Genomic DNA, 19,602 nt, shown 5'->3' on the forward strand with positions numbered 1-19,602 from the left:
TTATATTGCTACGAAAAAGGTGTTCAATAATGATGACAATGTTCAAGTTTCGTTCATTTGGCACACGGTTATTTCTTTTATTCTCAGCATGCTCGTTCTGCCTGCTAATCGTATTTTCGTTATCGTATTCGAAACGATCTACCGAGCAGATCAACAGTATGCTTGGCGATGCGGCGTACAAAAACGTGTCCCAGGCCCGCGAGCATGTGGAGCTGCTCCTGAAGGGCTATGACAGCCTAAGTCGATCCATTGTCACCAACACCGATATTCAACGTTTGCTCGGCAAAAAAGAGCCCAATTCAGCAGTAAAGGCAATCAACGAGAGGACCATTACGAATGCGCTGGGTTCTATCTACTATTCTTGGGATGATGTTCTGGGCATCCACTTGTTTAATTTAGACCATGGCTTGTACAGCTATGGAAGCAGCACGCAAGTGATTGATCCAGAATATGCCAGCCGAGCATGGTATGAGCAGATTAAGCAATCTGCCGGAGAAACCGTATGGATTGGTATGAGACAGCATTCGGTTATCGACCAGAACGAGCAGGGGTCTGTATTCATATTTGGAAGGAAACTGACGGATTTGCACAAATCCCATTCGATCGGCATGGTGCTGATCGAGATTAAGCCGAACGCGCTGCAGACGATACTCAGCAATATGAACGTCACGGATCATACGATATCGTTTCTTGCGGAGTCTGACCAAATTATTGCCCATTTGGATGTATCGTTGCTCCAGTCGGAGCCGAGCGTTACGCTGCCGATGATTGAGAATGCTACGTCCAGCCGCTTTGTTGCGGGTGATGAGCAGATTGTCGTGTCCAAGCTGAGTACGAACAATTGGTATGCGGTAAGCTTGACGCCGATATCCGACTTGACGGTAGAGATTAATACGATTCAGCGGCTGCTGACGGGTTTGACCATTGGATTGCTTGTCGTATCACTCGTATTCGCCTTACTGGTCTCGGTTACGTTTACGGCACCGCTCAAACAATTAATGCGACATATGAGACTCGTGGGCCAAGGGAAATTCGAGGAGGTTCCTGTTCGAAAATCATTCAAGGAAACCGAGCTGCTGACCGAGGGCTTCAATCAGATGGTACGGCGCATTAACGAGCTGATTGAATGGAACAATCAGGTTTCTGAGAGTGAGAAAATTGCACAGCTGAACGCACTGCAATCGCAAGTGAATCCACATTTTCTTTACAATACGCTCGATATGGTGTATTGGATGCTCGATGAGAAGGACAATGAATATTTGGGCAATGTCGTATTGGCCTTATCCAGCATTTTTCGTTATAGCAGTGATTGGTCGAATGGCTCCTCCGCCACGCTTGGAGAGGAGATGGAGCAGATTCGGCGCTACGCTCTAATCACACAGGCCCGTTTCGGCGATAAGCTGAAATTCGAATTCGAAGGAGAAGAGTATGGTCTCGATTTGACACTCCCTAAGATGACGCTGCAGCCAATCGTCGAGAATGCTGTCATCCATGGCATTGGTCATTCGGGTAGTGGAGGGGTCGTCCGAATTTCAGTCGCGCGTCTGGACCAGCTTCTTGTCATTACCATCGAGGATAATGGTATCGGCATTGCGCCAGAGAAGGTCGACGTCATGAACGAAATGTTTGAAAATTCTGTACCTTTGGGCGGGCGATCTGGTGTAGGGCTTGCTAATGTTCATCGCAGGCTTGCCTATCGCTTCGGGACGGCCTACGGGCTTTCGGTCCGATCTGCTGTTGGCCAAGGCTCACAGGTCATTATCACTTTGCCGTTCCAAGGAACTCGGCGTGCAGACAGGGAGGCAGCGTTATGAGGATTCTGATTGTGGATGATGAACCGACGATACGCAATGGGGTGAAACGGACGATCGAGGCTGCCTTTCCGTCTGCTGTCGTACAAACTGCTGATTCCGGGGAAGCTGCGCTGCTTTGGCTGCCTGAGGTCGACATCGTATTTCTAGATGTCATGATGCCGGGAATGGGTGGGCTGGAGCTGCTGCGGCTGGGGAAAAAAGACTTTGAGAACATTCGTTGGATCGTCATCTCCGCCTATTCGGATTTTTCTTTCGCGCAGCAGGCGCTTCGTTACGGTGCGAAAGATTATTTGCTGAAGCCAGTTGGCAAGCAGAAGGTCATTGAATTGCTGCAGGAAGCGGACGAGGCCATACGCGTCGAACGATCGCTTAAGGTGGAACAAGAGCAACTGGACCGTCATATGCACTACATTCGGGAAGCCGTATTCCAGCGCTGGGCCTCTGGACTTGATACAGGCCACTACGATATGACTCCGATTGCGAAGGAATACGCGGGAAGCAGGCTGATTATGGTTAGTCTGCTTCCCGAAGAGGACACCCGCAAAAGTCATTTGCTGGCGGAGGAAGCGCTGTCGGCTTGGATGAGAAGCAGCGGGAAAGGGTTTTGCGTCAGCTTTGGCCAGCGCTCGCTGCTAGGTGTGTTTCTCGCTTCTGCATCGTTAAGTGAAGAGAACATACTAGCTAAGCTGCAAGTAGCGCTCGGTCAAACGTTAAAAGGATCGTTTCGGCTGCAGGTTTCGCAGCAGGTGGCTTCTTTTGACCATATCCATAAGCAGGTCACACTCATGCAAGCGCAAGCAGAGGAAACAGTAGAAAAGCTGGGCCTGCCTGAAGCTAACAGCAATGTGATTGTTCAAACGGCGTTAAAGTATATTCAGGACAATTATCAGAATAATTTGACGCTGGAGAAGGTTGCAGCTGCCGTGTATTTGAATCCCGTCTACTTCAGCCATTTGTTTAAACAAACTAATGGGATTGGCTATAAGGAATATGTTATTCAGCTTCGGATCGAACAGGCCAAGGATCTGCTAAAGCATTCAACTTGCAAAATAACAGATATTGCGGAGCGGGTCGGCTATCAGGATATGAGGCATTTCACGCAAGTATTTCGTAAAGCGGTGTCCATGACCCCTAGTGAATATAGGCTTCAAGAGAGCAAAACGAGTCTTTGATCATCAGGCTTTGAACAAGAAATAGGAGGGATTGTAGATGTTGAGAAAAATCGGCAAACCGGCAATCGTGCTTACGACAGCTTGTACGTTATTGTTCTCCGTTGCAGCATTCGCCGCAACAGACGGCAGCTCGAAGCATTGGGCTTCAGATACGCTGCAGGAATGGGTTTCGGAAGGGCTTCTAAAAGGGGATGCCACGGGTAATCTGAATGAAAATCAATCGATTACGAGAGCCGAATTTGTGGCATTGGTCAATCGTGTATTCAATTACAGTGACACCTCTTCCCAAGTATTTGCAGATGTTGCAGCGACGAAATGGTATGCGGACGAATTCTCCAAAGCGTTTGCTGCCGGCATCGTGCAGGGGGATGCTGCGGGTCTAATGAAACCCAATGCGAGCATTACGCGGGCAGAGGTTGCGGTTGTACTGGCGAATGCGTTCAGGCTGACTGCCCAGAATGGTAATGCGTACAGCGGCTTCAGTGACGGACGAGCGGTAGCGGCATGGGCACAGGATGCGGTTAGCGCTTTGTTGGAGAAGCAGTACGTACAGGGACGAAGCGGCAATCAATTTGCGCCTTCAGCGCAAATTACGCGGGCGGAAGCCGTAGTTATGATCGATAATGTGATGGGCTATCTGATTCATGCAGCGGGTACCTACAATCGCGATGCGGATGGAAATGCAGTATTGAACGCAGGAGACATTTTGCTCAATCAATCTAAGGTCGCTGGTAATCTCTATCTGACTTCAGGAATTGGCGAAGGTGATGCGACTTTAAAGGGGGTCGAAATTAAAGGCAACCTTTACGTTGAAGGCGGCGGCGTCAACAGCGTCATGCTCGATGGCACGACGGTGGGAGGACAATTGATCATAAACCGCAAGCAGGCACAGGTAAGAGTCGTCATCAGCGGGGAAAGTTCGCTGTCTAACCTTGTCTTCCAACGCTCCGGCAAGTTGGTGATCGAATCGCCGAATACGATTGGGACTGTGACGGTGGCTCCTTCTGATTCCACAGCAGTTATCAGTATTACGGGGAAAATCAAGAGGCTCATCATTGAAAGCGGAGCAATAGTAGATCTGAGCAACGCGGAGATTGAGGTGCTCGAAATCAAAAGTACCGGCTCTGGTGCGACCGTAACGGTAGACGCATCCTCGCAAATCGGAAAAGCATTGCTAAGCGGCATCTCCTCCATAAAAGGAACAGGCAAGGTGAACGAAGCCGAGATTCATGCAAGCGGCGTTACGATTGAACAAAGCGTTAGTACGGTTATCGTAAAGGATGGCTTAACGGCGATCGTGAATGGCAAAGAAGTGAAGGGAACAGCCAGCAATACTGGCGGCGGAAACTCGGGCACGACGCCTACACCTGGAGTTACACCAACTCCGACAGCAACACCAGCGCCAACACCAACGACTGAACCGACGGAGACTCCAGCGCCAACGCCAACACCGGATCCGGTAGGCACTGTGAAATATTTTAGCTTTACTGATCAGAAAGTACCTGTGAAGCTTAGAAACTATCATCTCGTGCTGATTGGTGAAAAAACGCTTGATTACACGATGACCCTGCAGCCGTCGATATTCCCAGTCAGCGATGACCATATCGTCGCATCCGTATTGGATACGGATGGTAAAGTATGGGTAGCTTCGGCCAATGAGCTGACTAGGTTTAACATCTATGAGCAGGATGCAGGCAAAGTCGAGGTTTTCCGTCAGGATGAGCATTTCAAGGGCGAGATTCAAGCGCTGCTTGTGGAAGGCGATGTCATATGGGTACTGACCAATGATTCTATATCTCAAATCAAATATAAATCGTCCATAAAATAACGAGGAGGGCTCACGATGAAAAGATGGACTAAGTCAATGGTATCGGCCGTTATTGGCGCTAGTGTATTCGCTTCGATTCCGCTCAGCGCTTTTGCTGCCACAGCAGCCTTGCCAAGCGCTAAATTTGCTCCCGTCGCGTTAGAGGAGCGGGCTCAGAAAGACATGAAGTATTACAGCGCTTCGGAATTTTCGGCGCTAGCTGACAAAGATGAAATTCTAGCCGGATTTGCAGCATCCTTGGTGATACCTAGCGATTTGCAGGTTCTTAAAGTAATCGGAGAAGAGCAGTTGACGGCATTCGTGCAGGATGGCGACACCCTTTGGATTGGAACAAAAAGCGGAGTTACGCGCATGAATTTCAGTGAAGCGGATACGCGTGATTACGTGCAGTATTTATCAGGCCCGCGCTACCTCTACAATGGCGATGACGTTGTAACCGGGCTCTACAGCGACGGCAGCAACGGCGTCTGGATCCAGAATGCCAAGGGCGTTGTCCATTTGGCTATGGAAAATAAGACGTTGAAGGAAAAAGCGGATATTCAGGAAAACATCATGAAGACGGTCAATGACCGTAACGGAATGATTCCGGATCAATATTATTCGATTGTGAATGGACAATATGTGGGCAAGCCAAGAACGAATGACAATGACGGCTTATGGACAGCGGCATATGCGATTGGAGAGATTTTCCGTTACCAGACAGCATTGCGCGAAGGAAACGAGCAAGAACGCGTGGAGGCTAAAGCTGCAGCAACAAGAGCAACCAAGGCGGTTCTGCTGCTGAATCAAATTTCTGGCCGCGCAGACGGCTTCCCGACGCGTTCCTACATCGTGAAGGGTGAGGAGCAGCGCAGCGGCTTATGGTTCGAAGTGAAGGAAGCAGGAGCAGGAGGATATGCGCTTGCGGTGAAATCACGCGAGGCTGTTGGCGATAAAGGCGCTGAAAACTTTCAGATTACCGATCCTGACTTAATCCTTGAAGCGAAGCAGGCATACGAGGCGATGACCGGAAGAACGTATGATACGGATTGGGGAACCAAAAATTATTACGGTCCGAATTGGATTTATCCTGTTGTATTCGACACAACGGTGTCTGGGCCGCGTAATGTCGGTTACTTGGAGCCCGGCGTCGCTTGGCGCTTGAAGTCCGATATCAATGAGGATCTTGATCCGATGCTGGCGGCATTGTACCGCGACATGGGCATTTCGGATACGGACATTATTTATAAGGCAGATACGTCGGCGGATGAAGTGCTGGCCCATTTCAGTCTCTTCTATTATGCAGACCGCTATTTATTCGATGGATCTTCCAGTGAAGATGCTCACTTGAAAGAGCTGACGGTCCAATTCGCAGACAGGATGATGAACCATATCCTTACGAATGATTTTAGAATCGTTGACGCGCATGGCAATTCCACGACATGGTCCAAATGGTTTGCTTCCTATTTTCTAAAGGATGATCCGGAAAATCCAGGGGAGTTTGCTTATGGCTATGAAGACGGGCCGCTGAACGCGATTGAAATTATGAGCTTTTTGAAAACGACGATGTATTTAACGAAGGGCAAAGCGGATTACAGCGAGCACTATGCGCAGTATGAGCAAGCATATAATAATCTGTGGGATTACAGCTACGACGGCACGGAAAACGGCAAAGGCTACGTTCGCTTCGCCAAAGAGCATTTGCAGCGGAGACTGGATATCGTTCCTCGCGATTACATGGAGTTTGACGACTACAGCTCTGATCCGGCAAGGATCGAAGACATCGTCGCCCGTCAGGATGTGACGCTATCCGTTAACTACTCCGATGAGCATTTGTTTACGATTTCGTTCATGCCATTGATTGAACTGGAGCTGGAAGAGGACCCAGCCTCCAGTCGGGTGAAGGATTTACGAGAAATTTTGGACCAATGGTGGGTAAATATGAGCCGTGAGCTCAATCCGCTATACACTTTCGTCTACCAATTTTCGAATCAGGATAACACGGATGTCGACCTGGAGTCGGCAGTATGGATGATGTACCGCTCGCCGCAAATTCGCATTGAGCTACCGGTGATGAATTCAACCCGCAAAGATGTACTGCATCTGGATGATTACAGCGCAAGGGATGAAGAGGAGCTTCTCCTTAACCGCGTGCTTCCGCCGGATGAGAACAAAATATACAAATACAACAAAAATCCGTTCGTTGCGGATGAGAATGTCAGCGACGGCGTATATGGTGGCGTGAATTACAACGATGGATATATGAGCAATTCAACGGCGTTTACGCTTCCCTATTGGATGGGCCGTTACTATGGAATGATCGAAGGCGAATAAGGGTTTCGGTAACCTGGCCTGGGCGCTGTCGGTCGTTATGACTGATTAGCCGTCCAGGCTTTCTCCTTATCGTAAACCAGATGTTTCAGCCAAATCAGAATGACTTCAGCCTGACACACTGGCCGTCATGAGGAAAGAGGAGATTGCGATGGCTATCGTAATGGGGGTTGACGGTGGCGGCAGCAAAACGTATGCCGTTATCGTAAATGATCAAGGCATCAAGCTGGGAGCCGGAGTTGCAGGCTGCGGCAATCATCAGCGGATTGGCATAGATGCGGCCCTAGGCCACATCAAAGAGGCGATTGACCTAGCACTGGAAAAGGCGGGGCTCTGTACCGAACAGATTGATTTTGTACAATATGGACTTGCTGGAGCGGATCGCGCTATCGACTTTTCTCTTTTGTTGCCTGCACTGGCCACGATCTCGTTCAAAAGCTGGGATGTTGTCTGCGATACGATGATCGGCTTGCGGACAGGCAGCAGGAGCCATAGCGGTGTCGTGCTCGTTTGCGGCAGCGGGACGAATGCGGCCGGACGAAGCAGCCAGGGGGAGATTGTCCAGATAGGCGGCTTTGGTGAGCTGTTCGGTGACCGGGCAGGCGGGGAGTATTTGGCCGCACTGACATTTCAGGCTGCCGTTCGCTCTTGGGAAGGACGGGAAGCGGCTAGCAAGTTGACTGATTACGTTGCGGCTTACTTTGGCGATGACCATCTGGGGACTACTATTGAGCGGCTGCTTGACGAGGACATCTCCACCGTACCGGAAGCACTGACGATCGTGCTGCATGAAGCGGCCGCTGAGGGAGACACGCTCGCTATAGGGATTTTGAAAGATACGGGAAGAGAGCTTGGACTGGCGGCAAACGCCGTAATCCGCAAGCTGGGCGGAAACCAAGACAGGCCTAATCCAATCGTGCTGATTGGCAGCGTGCTGCAAAAGGGGCGCAGCCCCCACTTAATGAACGAGCTGCAGGCGATGCTGCGGTCGGAGAACAATGATGATCAACTCGTCATTCCCGAAATGGCGCCTGTGTATGGCGCGGTAATGCTTGCGCTGGAGCGAGCGGGCATTCATGAGACGGAAGCGCTCGAACCTATTTTTGTACAATATGGAGGCTATCAAGAATGAAACATAAAGATTTAAAGGTCGCGGTCATTGGCGGAGGCTCCTCATATACGCCGGAGCTTATGGAAGGGTTTATTAAAAATTATAATCAATTTCCGATAAAGCAGCTTTATCTTGTCGATGTGGAGGCAGGCGCGGAGAAGCTGCGCATTATCGGCGAGCTGGCGAAGCGGATGTTCGAGAAGGCGGGGCTTGCGGTCGATATTCGCGTGACTCTCGACCGGCGTGAGGCGATCAAGGATGCCGATTTCATCAGTACGCAAATCCGCGTAGGGCAATTGGCGGCTCGCTCTCTCGATGAGCGAATTCCTGCCGAGCTCGGAATGATTGGGCAAGAGACGACCGGTGCGGGCGGCTTCGCCAAAGCGCTGCGGACCATTCCGGTCATTCTTGAGATTTGCCGCGATATCCGAGAGCTTGCGCCGGATGCCTTTCTGATTAACTTTACCAATCCAGCAGGTATCGTTACGGAAGCGGTGCTGAAGTACGGAGGCGTAAAGACGATAGGATTATGTAATTTGCCAATTGGCTTGCGTAATCAAATTGCAGAGCTGTGCGAGGTTCCCGTGTCCGAGGTGCAGTTGGAGTGGGTGGGGATCAACCATCTGAATTGGACCACGCGTATTATCGTGCGGGGCACAGACATTACGGAGCAATTTCTGCGTGAGATGGCCGGGGCGGGCGGGATGACGATGAGAAATATACCCGATCTGGACTGGGACCCGCAATTTTTGCAATCGCTAGGAGCTTTGCCATGTGCTTATCACCGTTACTATTATTTGCGCGATGAGATGCTGGAAGAGCAGTTTGCAGCGATGCAATCCGTTGGAACGAGGGCAGAAACGGTAATGCGGCTGGAAGATGGGCTGTTCAAGCTGTACCAGGACCCTCAGCTTGCCATTAAGCCTCCCCAATTGGAGCAGCGGGGCGGCGCATTCTATTCTGAGGTTGCGGTTAATCTGATGACGGCCATCTATAACAACAAAGGTGATATCCAAACGGTCAATGTACGCAATAATGGCATTATAGCCTGCTTGCCAGATGATGCAAGCGTGGAAGTCAATGCGGTTATTGATGCTGAAGGAGCGCATCCAATCGCTCTATCCGAGCAGCCGGGACCACAAATACGCGGATTGCTGCAGGTTGTGAAGGCCTACGAGGAGCTGACGGTCGAAGCGGCGGTTCATGGCGACTATAATAAGGCGCTGCAGGCGCTTTGCATTCATCCGTTGGTAGGCTCGGTGGCGGCAGCGAAGCAGGTGCTTGACCAATTGCTTACGGCACATCAGCGTTATTTGCCTCAATTTGGATAGTTGATTGGCAGGCAAGTAGCAGAAGAAATAAACGATAGGGAAATGAATGGTATAACAGCAATAGTAATGGAGGTTGTGAAGGGTTAGGAATGTAACCTTTTACAGCCTCTTTGTGGTTATTTCCTGTTTAATCTTTTCATCAAAAAAGGTAAGTATGAGCAGCTCGTGCAGCAAGCAATAAGATAGCGTTATAGAACAAGCTGATAGAGGGTAAATGCCTGAGATCAGCTTTTTTATATGCAACGGATGTAGAGCAGGTCGAAAGGGATTTCCCTATTTTGACAGAAATAGGTGTACTGAGGGATTGTACTAGCATGAAGTTTAATATTCCAATATAGAAAAGTATATCCTTAGGCAATGCATTCTCTATATTTCTAGGAATGATACTCACCGCACCGCTAAAGGACGGCTACAGCCGCTTCACCTTGATATCAGTTATTCCATAAAAAAGTGAACGAATAGGCCAGTTGTAATGTCAGTTAAGGTATAGGGGGGATGCCAGTTGGATTTCACGTATTTGAACACGCTTGCCGGTGAGTATGACCGTGAACAGGTATTGCATGACCTGATCCACGTTTATAGGAACGAGGTTTGGGATTATGCATTCTCAATCACCAGAAGCGTGGACATGGCTGATGACGTCGTGCAGGATGTGTTTTTGAAAGTGTATGAGAAGATGCATACCTATCGGGGAGAAGCCTCAATGAAAACGTGGTTATTGCGGATTACGCGCAACACCAGCCTTAATCGAAGAAAGAGCAGCTTTTTCCGGCGGGTGCTGCTGATGGACGAGGTTAGTGAGGGAAGAGGGAGGTCTCCTTCAGCCGAGAATCAAGCAATAGACAAAATGGTTTCATCGGAAGCATGGAAACTCGTTCTTCAACTTCCGATGAGGCATCGTGAGGTTATGGTGCTGCATGCGTATCATGGATTAGCTCAAGAGGAGATTGCCTCGTTGCTCCACGTACCGATCGGGACTGTGAAGTCACGTCTTCATCATGCCAGACAGAAATTAGCGAAAAGATTCGCAGGAGGTGCACGTGATGACAGATTATAACATGGAACTGGAGCATGCGCTTAGACTACGCCCGATTCCAGAGAAACAAGCGATTGTTGCAGTGGATAAGATCGTGTTACCGGCACGTAGAAGAACTTTGCTTCGCCATATATCGGTAATGCTTGCTGGCTGTGCTTTGGCGGCGGCTGTAATCTGGTTTGCCGGAGATGGGTATCAATGGTTGAAGGAGGTTGGTGTCCAGTCTGAGAGCCAGAATGAAGGACAGGCAGGAGTAGCTGCAAGTGTGACTTCGGCGTTAACCGATGCGCAGTGGCAGGACCTATTCAAAGGGGAGGCTTCTGTAGCTGGCATTGAAGTGCTTCACCGTGAGCAGGTTACTGATCACACTCAAGTACTGTTCATGGTGAAGGCGGGCATGGAGCCTTACCGCTATCACTTGATTCAAGCAGAGTTCGTGCTGGACAAGAATAAGGAGTATCAAAAAACACAGGTTTCTGAATCGGTCCCACTAACAAGAAGCCAGTGGCCTGAGCTTGAAGCGGGCAATGATTGGATCACCTTCAGTAAGCAATCGTTTCATCAGCAGGCGGGGCCTGATCGCCAAGTAGCATTCGGTTATATACTCAACTCGCGTGTAACGGAAATAAAGCTAACAGATAGCAAAGGGCTGCAGGAGGATGCGGCGGTACAATATGATTCCAAAGGGCAGGGATTCTGGTTTAAGGTGTTATCTGCCTCCATGTCAGAGGCTCCCTACTATGCGGATGCCTTGAACCGTAGGGGTGATTCTTTGCTTAAAATAGATAGTGAAAAGGGCAATATAGCAACCAGAAGCAGCAGCGTTCATGATTTAACAACAGCGGAGTGGTGGGATATTTACAACGGAGACACGGTTGATTCCCGCATGGAAATGCTGCATAAAGAGCAGCTGGCTGGCAATCAGTGGGTCATGTTTATGGCTGGCAAACGCCTTGATGAAGGCGGTACAGATTACAGGTTAGCAGTCACGTCACTCCGGCAAGCGCAGAATGGTACTTATTTGCCAACGGTACTTAGCGTTGCGGCATCGAAGGGGATGATAGAGAATTCAATTGGTCAAAATGCATGGTTCTCTCACGAATGGTCCGTATCAAGCACGGACCAGAACCCGCCCGTAGTTCATATATTTGGATTAGTCAAAAATGCTCAGGTCGCATCCATTCAACTGACGAATCCTGAGGGCAAGTATAAAACGTTGAAGCTGCTTCAAAATTCGGAAGGTGATGCGTTCTTCTTCTCCTATTTGCCGAATGAGTGGATGAAGCAGGGGGGGATTTTCCAGACAGAGGCGCTTAATAAGAACGGAGAGTCGCTATACATGGAGAGTGAATGGATAGCCCGATAGCCGTAAAGTTGTTGATTCTAAAGTATAGCTTGAGCCGAAAACGAGTGAGCGGCATGCTTGACGATTGAAGGAAGCAAGGGTACGATGGGGTTTATTGCTTCCTTCTTTGTTAGAATTTAGGTGTAGTCTATCATATGAGAAGGAGAGGCTGATAGGGCAGGAGAGGAACGTATGAAAAAGCTTTTAACGATTGAGAGTGGGTATGTCATTGCTGCAGGTATCGTCGCGGTATGGCTGCTTTTTACAGGCGTATTTATTGGCGTTGCTGATAATGGCGATTTCTTAAGGATGATGGGATCTGCTGGTTTGAACTATTATGATGCACTGGAGTCATATGAGGATCGTTTCTTTGGTTTTGCACATGTCTATTTTGCATATGATCATTTTTTTCGTGGATTTTATCCGTCAACGCAGTTCATTATTGTCGCTATAGCAAGGTTTATCGGAAAGCTGTTCAATGGCTCGGCATTTGATATTCGTATTCTTGGCGGCATGTATACCTTACTTCTGCTTACTGCGGGCTATCTGCTCATTAAGTACAACAAAACCAAGTCGGTATGGACGGCTGTTGTATTCGCTGTGCTCATGCTGCTAGTGTTCTCGGATATTGGTTATTTGGCGTATTTTAATTCGTTATTCGGCGAGCCCGTATCGTTTGTGTTTCTGCTGCTTACAATCGGTCTTGGGCTGATGCTCACGAAGCAGGAGGAGCCCTCAAGCAAGCTGCTGGTGCTCTTTTTTGTATCCATCTTCTTTCTGGTCTGCTCCAAAACTCAGAATGCGCCGATCGGTGCGGGCTTTGCCCTTCTTGGTCTGCGGTACGCCAGATTGAAGCAAGACAGAAGCTGGCGCAGGCTTGCGCTTGCGCTGTCTGTGTTCACTCTTTTCGCTTCCGTAGTGATGTATGCGGCTGCGCCAAAGGATTTCAAGCATATCAATATGTATCAAACCGTATTCTTCGGCATATTGAATGAATCGCCTGATGTCGCGGGAGACCTGAAGGAGCTTGGGTTACCCGCTCATTTGTCGGTGCTTGCTGGGACGAACTACTTCCAGACGGGTACTGCAATCAATCAGAATGATCCCTCGTTAAAGAGTGACTTCTATGACCGGGTGTCGCATAAGGATGTACTATTGTTTTATATGAAGCACCCGTCTCGATTAATAGATAAGATGGAATACGCAGCGAAGAACGGCATGACGATTAGACCGTATTACTTAGGCAGCTTCGAGAAGTCGGAAGGCAAGCCGTCTGGAGCGGTTGCCTATTCCTTCAGCGCATGGAGCGAGTTCAAAAGGCATCATCTGCCGAACGCTTTATGGTTTATTGCCGTTATTTATGTAGTGTACTTTGGGGCAGCAGTGCTCGAATGGCTGCGACGCGAGGACAAGCGCTCGCGCATCGCAGTTGAATTGATGATACTGCTAGGACTGACGGGCATATTCAGCTTCCTCATTCCGATTCTTGGCGACGGTCAGGCGGATATGAGCAAGCATTTGTTTTTGTTCAACGTTGTTTTTGATATGATGCTGGTTGCGATTGTCGTATGGATGGTTTACCACTTGACGGCTTTGTTCACCAAGCGAGGCGGCTGGAATAGATAGAGCTTGAATGCGTGCGGGGGCCAGAGCGGCTTCCGTTCTTTTTTTGAGTGCGGAGGTAAGACTACAGAGCGGTGTAGTATTTGTACAAAATATCCTTACAGTTTGTCCATTGATATTGCTTAAGGGCGAAGCTTACAATAAGATGATAATGAGAATTAATATCAAATAGAGGCTTAGGAGGAACCATTTTGACGGAATCATTAGAATTATATGATGTGACGATTATCGGCGGAGGCCCTGCGGGGATGTATGCTGCTTTCTATAGCGGAATGAGAGATTTGAAAACCAAGGTCATAGATGCGAATGAGAAGCTGGGCGGACGGATGCTCATTTATCCCGAGAAGATGATCTGGGACGTAGGCGGTGTTACGCCGATTCTGTGCGAAAAGCTCATTACGCAATTGGAGCAGCAAGCGAACACCTTTGAACCCACAGTAATACTGGGCCAGCAGATTTATGGTATAGAGAAGCTTGCGGATGGTACCTATATGCTGGAATCGTCTGAAGGGGTGAAGCATTGGACCCGCACGGTTATTCTAGCAATCGGGCGCGGTATTCTGAAGATGGCGAAGCTTGAGCTTGAAGGTGCGGAGCGGTATGAGGTATCCAATCTGCACTACACGGTCCAAGAGCTGGAGCCATTCCGCGGGAAACGGGTGCTTATATCTGGCGGCGGTAATTCAGCAGTCGATTGGGCGAACGAGCTGGAGTCAATCGCAGAGCAGGTTACGGTTGTGCATCGTCGCGAGCAATTCGGTGGCCATGAGAAAAATATTGCGAAGATGAAGGAATCCTCCGTAGACGTGAGGACGCCATACGAAGTCACTCAGCTATATAGCAGCAACGGTGAAGCGATTGATCAAGTAACGGTTGCACATCTGGAAACGGGACTAAGTGAGAAGCTCGCGGTGGATGCGGTTATCGTCAACCACGGGTTGAAAGCCGATTTCAGCGGCATTAAGGACTGGGGCTTGAAGATGGATGATTGGAATGTGTTTGTGAATGCCAAGCTGGAATCGAATCTTCCGGGGATTTTCGCGGCAGGGGATTTCGCTGAGTTTGATAGTAAGCTCAATCTAATAGCGGGGGCGTTTACCGATGCTGCGCTTGCTGTTAACAGCGCGAAGCTGTATATGGACCCTGAAGCACCGAAAGTGGCATATGTTTCCTCCCATAATGAGCGATTCAAGGAGAAGAACAAGGCGCTGGGCGTTGTGGAGGAAGAATAGAGGAAGAAGCTGCACGGCCATTAGGCGAATACATTTTGAACGGAGCAAATGGCGATTCTGCCCTAGATAAATGACTATATCATAAAAGAAAAGGCTGGTCTTACGGCATATACGAAACGTATATCGCCGCAAGTCCAGCCTTTTTGAAAATATAGGAATTTATAAGTTTGCTTGCTTATAAAGGGCTTTTATTTCACCGTCAAAACTATTTCAGCGTCTTAAAGGACGCCAAAGGCGTTTTTGCTTGGTTGGGAGCAGATGGATTAGCGCATGAGCAAGTAAAGGAAATAAGGTACGCTGAGTATGGTTACGATGATGCCCGCAGGTATATCCGCGCCGAAGCTTACCGTTCGGGCTATCGTATCAGCCGCCAGCATTATGATGCCGCCAATCAATGCAGCGGCCGGCAGAAGCAGCTTGTGGTCAGGCCCTACAAGCTTGCGTGCCACATGAGGGCTGATTAGGCCAAGAAAGAAGATGGAGCCGCCAAGAGCGACACTTCCAGATGCTATGGCAACCGCAGCGATAACTAAGCCGAGAAACTCTTTTTTGACATGTGTCCCTACTCCAGTCGCAATGTCATTGCCAAGCGTTAATGTGTTAAGCACCAGCGCTTTGTATCCCATAAACAGGATGAGGAGCAACACCCAAGGCGCAAGAAGAGCGAGGTAGGGCCATTCGTCCCCCCACAAGTAACCAGCTTGCCACTTCTGTGCAAAAACATATTGATCCTCATCCAGCTTAAGCGTCAGAAATAGTGTTAAAGCGCTCAGCCCTACGTTAATTGCAGCGCCTGTCAATACCAGTCTGGTCGGGGAAGGCGCGCTTCGCTTCCGGTAGGCAAGCAGATAGATGAGAAAAGCTGCCAATAAACCGCCGATGAAAGCCAGAAGCGGGAGGAGAAAGGCGGAAGATAATCCGGCAAGTCCGAATACCGAGATAAATAGGAGGACCATTAAGCCTGAGCCGGCGTTAATGCCTAGCATGCCGGGGTCCGCAAGATCATTGCGCAGCAGGCCTTGCATAACGGTTCCCGCTGCAGCCATGCCCATGCCGACAAGTGTCGCGAGCAGAATACGCGGAAGCCGGAAATCAAATACGACAAGGTTCTGCTGATCAGTGCCTTTCCCTAGCAGTACGCTCCATACCTCCGCAGGCTGGAGCGCCATCTTGCCTGCATTCATACTAAGTAGAATGCCCGCAAGCAAGCATACGAGCAGAGAAGCAAGCAGAATGCCGCGTTTTGTTTTTTTCGCCGTGATGGTCAATTGAACGCTCTCCTTTCCTTGCGGGAGATGAGCAGGAAAAACGGTACCCCGACGATTGCAAAAATGATGCCTAGCGCGATTTCATTCGGGCGATTAATAAGCCTGCCTACTAGATCGGCTGCGAGCATAAATACAGCTCCATATAGCGCCGCTGAAGGAATGATATGCCGGTAGTCGACACCAACCATAAACCGCATCATATGCGGAATAATTAAGCCGACGAACCCGATAGGTCCTACAAGCACGACAGACAGACCTGCCAAGATGAGTACGGCAAGTACGGAAAGCAGCTTAACGAGCAAGACTCTTTGGCCTACGCTTCTCGCAATCTCATCACCAAGATTCAAGATCGTTATGGATGGCGCTAGTCCGAGGGCAAGAGCTAGGCCTGCAATAAACCAAGGTGCGACCAGAGCCAGCTCATGCCAGGTTGCGCCAGCAACACTCCCGGAGGTCCAATAGGAGAGCGCTTGTCCAATTTTGAAGATGAGGGATATGAAAGTTCCAATTGCGCCAAACAGCATTGTAATGGACAGTCCTGCGAGTACGAGACGCTGCGGTGTCATGCCCTTTCGGCTGAATGAAGCCGTCAAATAGGTAAACCCGGCACCAGCGCCAGCTCCAATAAAACAGATAAGCAGCAGTGTAGTATAGGGACTTCCCGGGAAAAAGGCTAGAGCGATCGCCATGGCCAGCGCAGCTCCGGCATTGATGCCCATAAGCCCGGAATCCGCCAGTGGATTCCGGGTGCTGCCTTGCATTATGGCGCCTGCCGCTGCTAGACTTGCACCGACCATGATATCAGCAATCGTCCGAGGTGCACGCAGGAAACGAACGATTTGATGCTCCATTAATTTAGAGTCGAAGGAAAACAGAGCCGTCCATGCTGTCGTTAGGTCCATTCGGGCAGCCCCAAACGATATGGAGGCTGCTGCAGCGAGCAGCAGGAGAACAAGACCGGCCAGCATCAGCATGGCAAAGTAAGAGGCTGAAGGCTTACTGCCGACCGGAAGAGGTCTTCTAATACCTAGCATTTCGAGTTAGCTCTTCGGTGCTGCAGCAAGCAGATGTTCCACTATAAAGTCGAGCTGCTTATCAAGAGAGAATATATCGCTGTAATAAGCTAGGCTGAAACTAATCTCAATCATGCGGCCTTCCTTCACGGCAGGAATGGTACTCCAGATTGGATGATCCGTTAGATCGTCCATGCCTTCATAAGAAGAACGGAACACGTAATCACCAATGAAATTCGGAAGTACTTCCATGGAGACGGTTTCGCCGCTGCCTTCAGTTGCTACGTCGATTTTTTCCTGGATGGCAGCAGGTGCCTTTAAGCCCAAATATTCATAAATAATTTGGGAGCCGCGTCCGAATTGTTTACTAGCAACGACCGTCATTTCCTTCTTGCCGCCTTCTACAATCGATACGGTTTTGTCTTGCAAGCCAGCATCAGCGAGCTTCTTCTTGCTTTCTTCGACCTTGCTGTTGAAATTAGCGAGCAGCGTCTGCATTTCCTGCTCTTTGCCGAAAGTTTGACCGAGCAGCGCAAGACGCTCTTCTGTCGTCATCTGGTCGAAGGGTACAAAGACAGTTGGAGCAATATCTTTGAGTGCATTATAGGTATCCTCAGATGGGACGATGATGAGATCTGGATTAAGTGCCATAACTGCTTCTGGATTCGTTTCGAACCAAGTGCCGAGTGATTCAACGCCAACAAGTTCCTTCTCGAAGGCCGCACCTTCGGAAACCTCGGAGACGCCTACCGGCTTAATACCCATGGCCACAACATCGCCTAGCAAATAGAGTACGACTACACGTTTTGGATTAGCAGGCACCTCGACGTCGCCTTTCACAGTAGAGACGATGCGAGTTTGATTCTCGCTTGCCGTTTGGTTTGCTGCTGAATCAGCGGTCGCTGTTGCGGTTGCCGTCGTTCCGCTATTGGCATTGCTGTTAGCTGCACCTCCAGTTGAGCAAGCTCCGAGCAACAGTGTCAGACTTAGCAGCAAGCTCACTGCTAAACCAGGTTTTGAATATTTCTTCATTTGTAAAGACCCTCCACGTTTGTATTGATAATGATTATCACCATCACTATCAATATAACGTCCAATCTTTCGTAATCCAATGGATATTCCTGTCGTTCTAAATGGATGATCTTCTGATCGACGGTTTTGCCGTTCCTGTTTTTGGAAGCGAACAGGAGACAGACCTGTATATTTCTTGAAGATACGACTGAAATAATAGACATCCGAATAGCCTACAGCTTGAGCAATGTCCTGAAGCGCTGCATCCGTACTGAGCAGCAGCTCGGCTGCTTCGGTAACACGAACCTGAATCAAATAATGTATGGGGCTTTCGCCAGTTTGTTCTTTGAACCGCATGGACAGATGGCGCGGACTGTAATTCAGTGTCTCTGCTATGGATTCAAGGGTGAGGCTTTCTGAATAATGTGCATCCATATATCGTATCGCTTGGGCGACTAGGTCTGGCTTGCGCTTGCTCACACCTTGCATCTCCAGTTGACGCAGCAGTTCGTGAATAAACTGATAGAAATGGCTTTTGACTTGCAGCTGATCCAAGGTTCTCGCGCCATCCCAGCGTTTCTCCATCTCATTCAGACTGCGAAGGAGCGGCAGCGGCTCTTCCGGCTCGAAGGCATACTGAAGGGAGAAGGGGCTGTTGCAATCAAGGAGTCGTGTTAGCTCTTTCCGATGGGGGTACACAGGGGCGGCTCTGTAGAATAGCAAATAATATTCGAATTCTTCTCTTGCTTCTATATCGAGCAGCATGCCTTTGCCGCCATGAAGGACGTGAAAGCCCGTTGTCTCTTGCTTGATGCCATCGACTTTAATACTCGCAGCTCCGCGAATCCCATATAAGAAGATGCTGGCGGGAAGCCTATAGTTCTCCAGCAGCTCGCCGGGATGCATAATGGTATGCCGGATGTCTAATATTTTGATAGCGGAGTGGTTCCATAAGGTGATATGTTCGTCCAACTTCATTGTCTATTCCTCTCCGATCTTTGAATGAATAGGAAAAGTCCCTTTTCGAAAGAATCGTTATTCATGCCTTATACAGTATAAGTGATAACTATTCTCAATTACAATTAAAAACTTGTATGTATTTCGTTGATTAAATCGATTAAGCGACATAAAGGAGACTGCCCTTAAGGCTTGTCTTCCTCTGAGGACAGCTTCTTGTTCAGCTGGCTCGTTATGTTTTGTAGAGACGCAGCCGAGGGTCCAGTGTTGTTGGTTATGATAAGGCTAGTTGTGGGTATACATATTTATAAGCGAAGGGAGCTGTTGAAATATGCCGCAATATGCGAACATGACTGCAGAGATTCCAGACATTAATCCCGACCATAAGCCGGAAATCAAGCCGCCAGCTGCGCCGGAGATTCTGCCTGATCAGCCGTCTCCGGAAATCATTCCACAGTCGCCGCCTGAAATTAAGCCGGATGTCATTCCAGAAATCATTCCGGATGGTCCGCCAGAGGTTCCTCCTAGATCGGCATGAGGAAACGCGAAAA

14 protein-coding genes are annotated in these 19,602 nt (G+C 49.2%); 11 read left to right on the plus strand and 3 right to left on the minus strand.

What is annotated here, in order from left to right; all coding sequences use genetic code 11:
* Nucleotides 1-29: 29 nt before the first annotated feature.
* From FGT79_RS19820 to FGT79_RS19865, 10 genes are all read left to right on the plus strand, one after another.
* Nucleotides 30-1,814: a cache domain-containing sensor histidine kinase gene (locus FGT79_RS19820; protein WP_171056339.1), complete on the plus strand. Its 1,785-nt coding sequence runs from the start codon at nucleotides 30-32 to the stop codon at nucleotides 1,812-1,814.
* Nucleotides 1,811-2,986 (plus strand): response regulator transcription factor, encoded by a 1,176-nt coding sequence (locus FGT79_RS19825; protein WP_138754565.1) that lies wholly within the window; start codon nucleotides 1,811-1,813, stop codon nucleotides 2,984-2,986. Before FGT79_RS19820 ends, FGT79_RS19825 begins: the two co-directional genes overlap by 4 nt.
* A 37-nt stretch (nucleotides 2,987-3,023) precedes the next feature.
* The gene (locus FGT79_RS19830; protein ID WP_138754566.1) at nucleotides 3,024-4,814 is read left to right on the plus strand and encodes an S-layer homology domain-containing protein; all 1,791 of its coding nucleotides are present in this window, start codon (nucleotides 3,024-3,026) and stop codon (nucleotides 4,812-4,814) included.
* A gap of 15 nt (nucleotides 4,815-4,829) precedes the next feature.
* A complete protein-coding gene (locus tag FGT79_RS19835; protein WP_138754567.1) occupies nucleotides 4,830-7,127 on the plus strand; it encodes a hypothetical protein in 2,298 nt (765 codons plus the stop codon).
* Nucleotides 7,128-7,275: 148 nt separating this feature from the next.
* Nucleotides 7,276-8,256 (plus strand): N-acetylglucosamine kinase, encoded by a 981-nt coding sequence (locus FGT79_RS19840; protein ID WP_138754568.1) that lies wholly within the window; start codon nucleotides 7,276-7,278, stop codon nucleotides 8,254-8,256.
* Nucleotides 8,253-9,566, plus strand: coding sequence for a 6-phospho-beta-glucosidase (locus FGT79_RS19845; RefSeq protein WP_138754569.1), 1,314 nt, complete (start codon nucleotides 8,253-8,255; stop codon nucleotides 9,564-9,566). Before FGT79_RS19840 ends, FGT79_RS19845 begins: the two co-directional genes overlap by 4 nt.
* 502 nt (nucleotides 9,567-10,068) lie before the next feature.
* The gene (locus FGT79_RS19850) at nucleotides 10,069-10,623 is read left to right on the plus strand and encodes an RNA polymerase sigma factor (protein WP_246096508.1); all 555 of its coding nucleotides are present in this window, start codon (nucleotides 10,069-10,071) and stop codon (nucleotides 10,621-10,623) included.
* The gene (locus tag FGT79_RS19855) at nucleotides 10,610-11,968 is read left to right on the plus strand and encodes a hypothetical protein (RefSeq protein WP_138754570.1); all 1,359 of its coding nucleotides are present in this window, start codon (nucleotides 10,610-10,612) and stop codon (nucleotides 11,966-11,968) included. Before FGT79_RS19850 ends, FGT79_RS19855 begins: the two co-directional genes overlap by 14 nt.
* Before the next feature lie 171 nt (nucleotides 11,969-12,139).
* Complete coding sequence (gene wsfD / locus FGT79_RS19860) at nucleotides 12,140-13,573, plus strand: glycan biosynthesis hexose transferase WsfD (protein WP_138754571.1); 1,434 nt, start codon at nucleotides 12,140-12,142, stop codon at nucleotides 13,571-13,573.
* A 188-nt stretch (nucleotides 13,574-13,761) separates the two neighbouring features.
* Nucleotides 13,762-14,802: an NAD(P)/FAD-dependent oxidoreductase gene (locus FGT79_RS19865; protein WP_138754572.1), complete on the plus strand. Its 1,041-nt coding sequence runs from the start codon at nucleotides 13,762-13,764 to the stop codon at nucleotides 14,800-14,802.
* 263 nt (nucleotides 14,803-15,065) lie between these two features.
* On the opposite strand, the gene FGT79_RS19870 is transcribed toward FGT79_RS19865, so the two are convergent.
* Genes FGT79_RS19870 through FGT79_RS19880 form a run of 3 tightly spaced genes read right to left on the minus strand, consistent with a single transcriptional unit; the run spans nucleotide 15,066 to nucleotide 19,072 of the window.
* Entirely contained in the window at nucleotides 15,066-16,070 is a 1,005-nt protein-coding gene (locus FGT79_RS19870; protein WP_342778508.1) for a FecCD family ABC transporter permease, read from the minus strand.
* Entirely contained in the window at nucleotides 16,067-17,104 is a 1,038-nt protein-coding gene (locus tag FGT79_RS19875; protein ID WP_138754573.1) for a FecCD family ABC transporter permease, read from the minus strand. Before FGT79_RS19875 ends, FGT79_RS19870 begins: the two co-directional genes overlap by 4 nt.
* Before the next feature lie 6 nt (nucleotides 17,105-17,110).
* Nucleotides 17,111-19,072: an AraC family transcriptional regulator gene (locus FGT79_RS19880; RefSeq protein WP_138754574.1), complete on the minus strand. Its 1,962-nt coding sequence runs from the start codon at nucleotides 19,070-19,072 to the stop codon at nucleotides 17,111-17,113.
* A 310-nt stretch (nucleotides 19,073-19,382) separates the two neighbouring features.
* Between FGT79_RS19880 and FGT79_RS19885 the strand changes: the two genes are divergently transcribed.
* Complete coding sequence (locus tag FGT79_RS19885) at nucleotides 19,383-19,589, plus strand: hypothetical protein (protein ID WP_138754575.1); 207 nt, start codon at nucleotides 19,383-19,385, stop codon at nucleotides 19,587-19,589.
* The last annotated feature ends 13 nt before the right edge of the window (nucleotides 19,590-19,602 follow it).

The organism is Paenibacillus sinopodophylli (assembly GCF_005930355.1).
GTDB lineage: Bacteria > Bacillota > Bacilli > Paenibacillales > Paenibacillaceae > Pristimantibacillus > Pristimantibacillus sinopodophylli.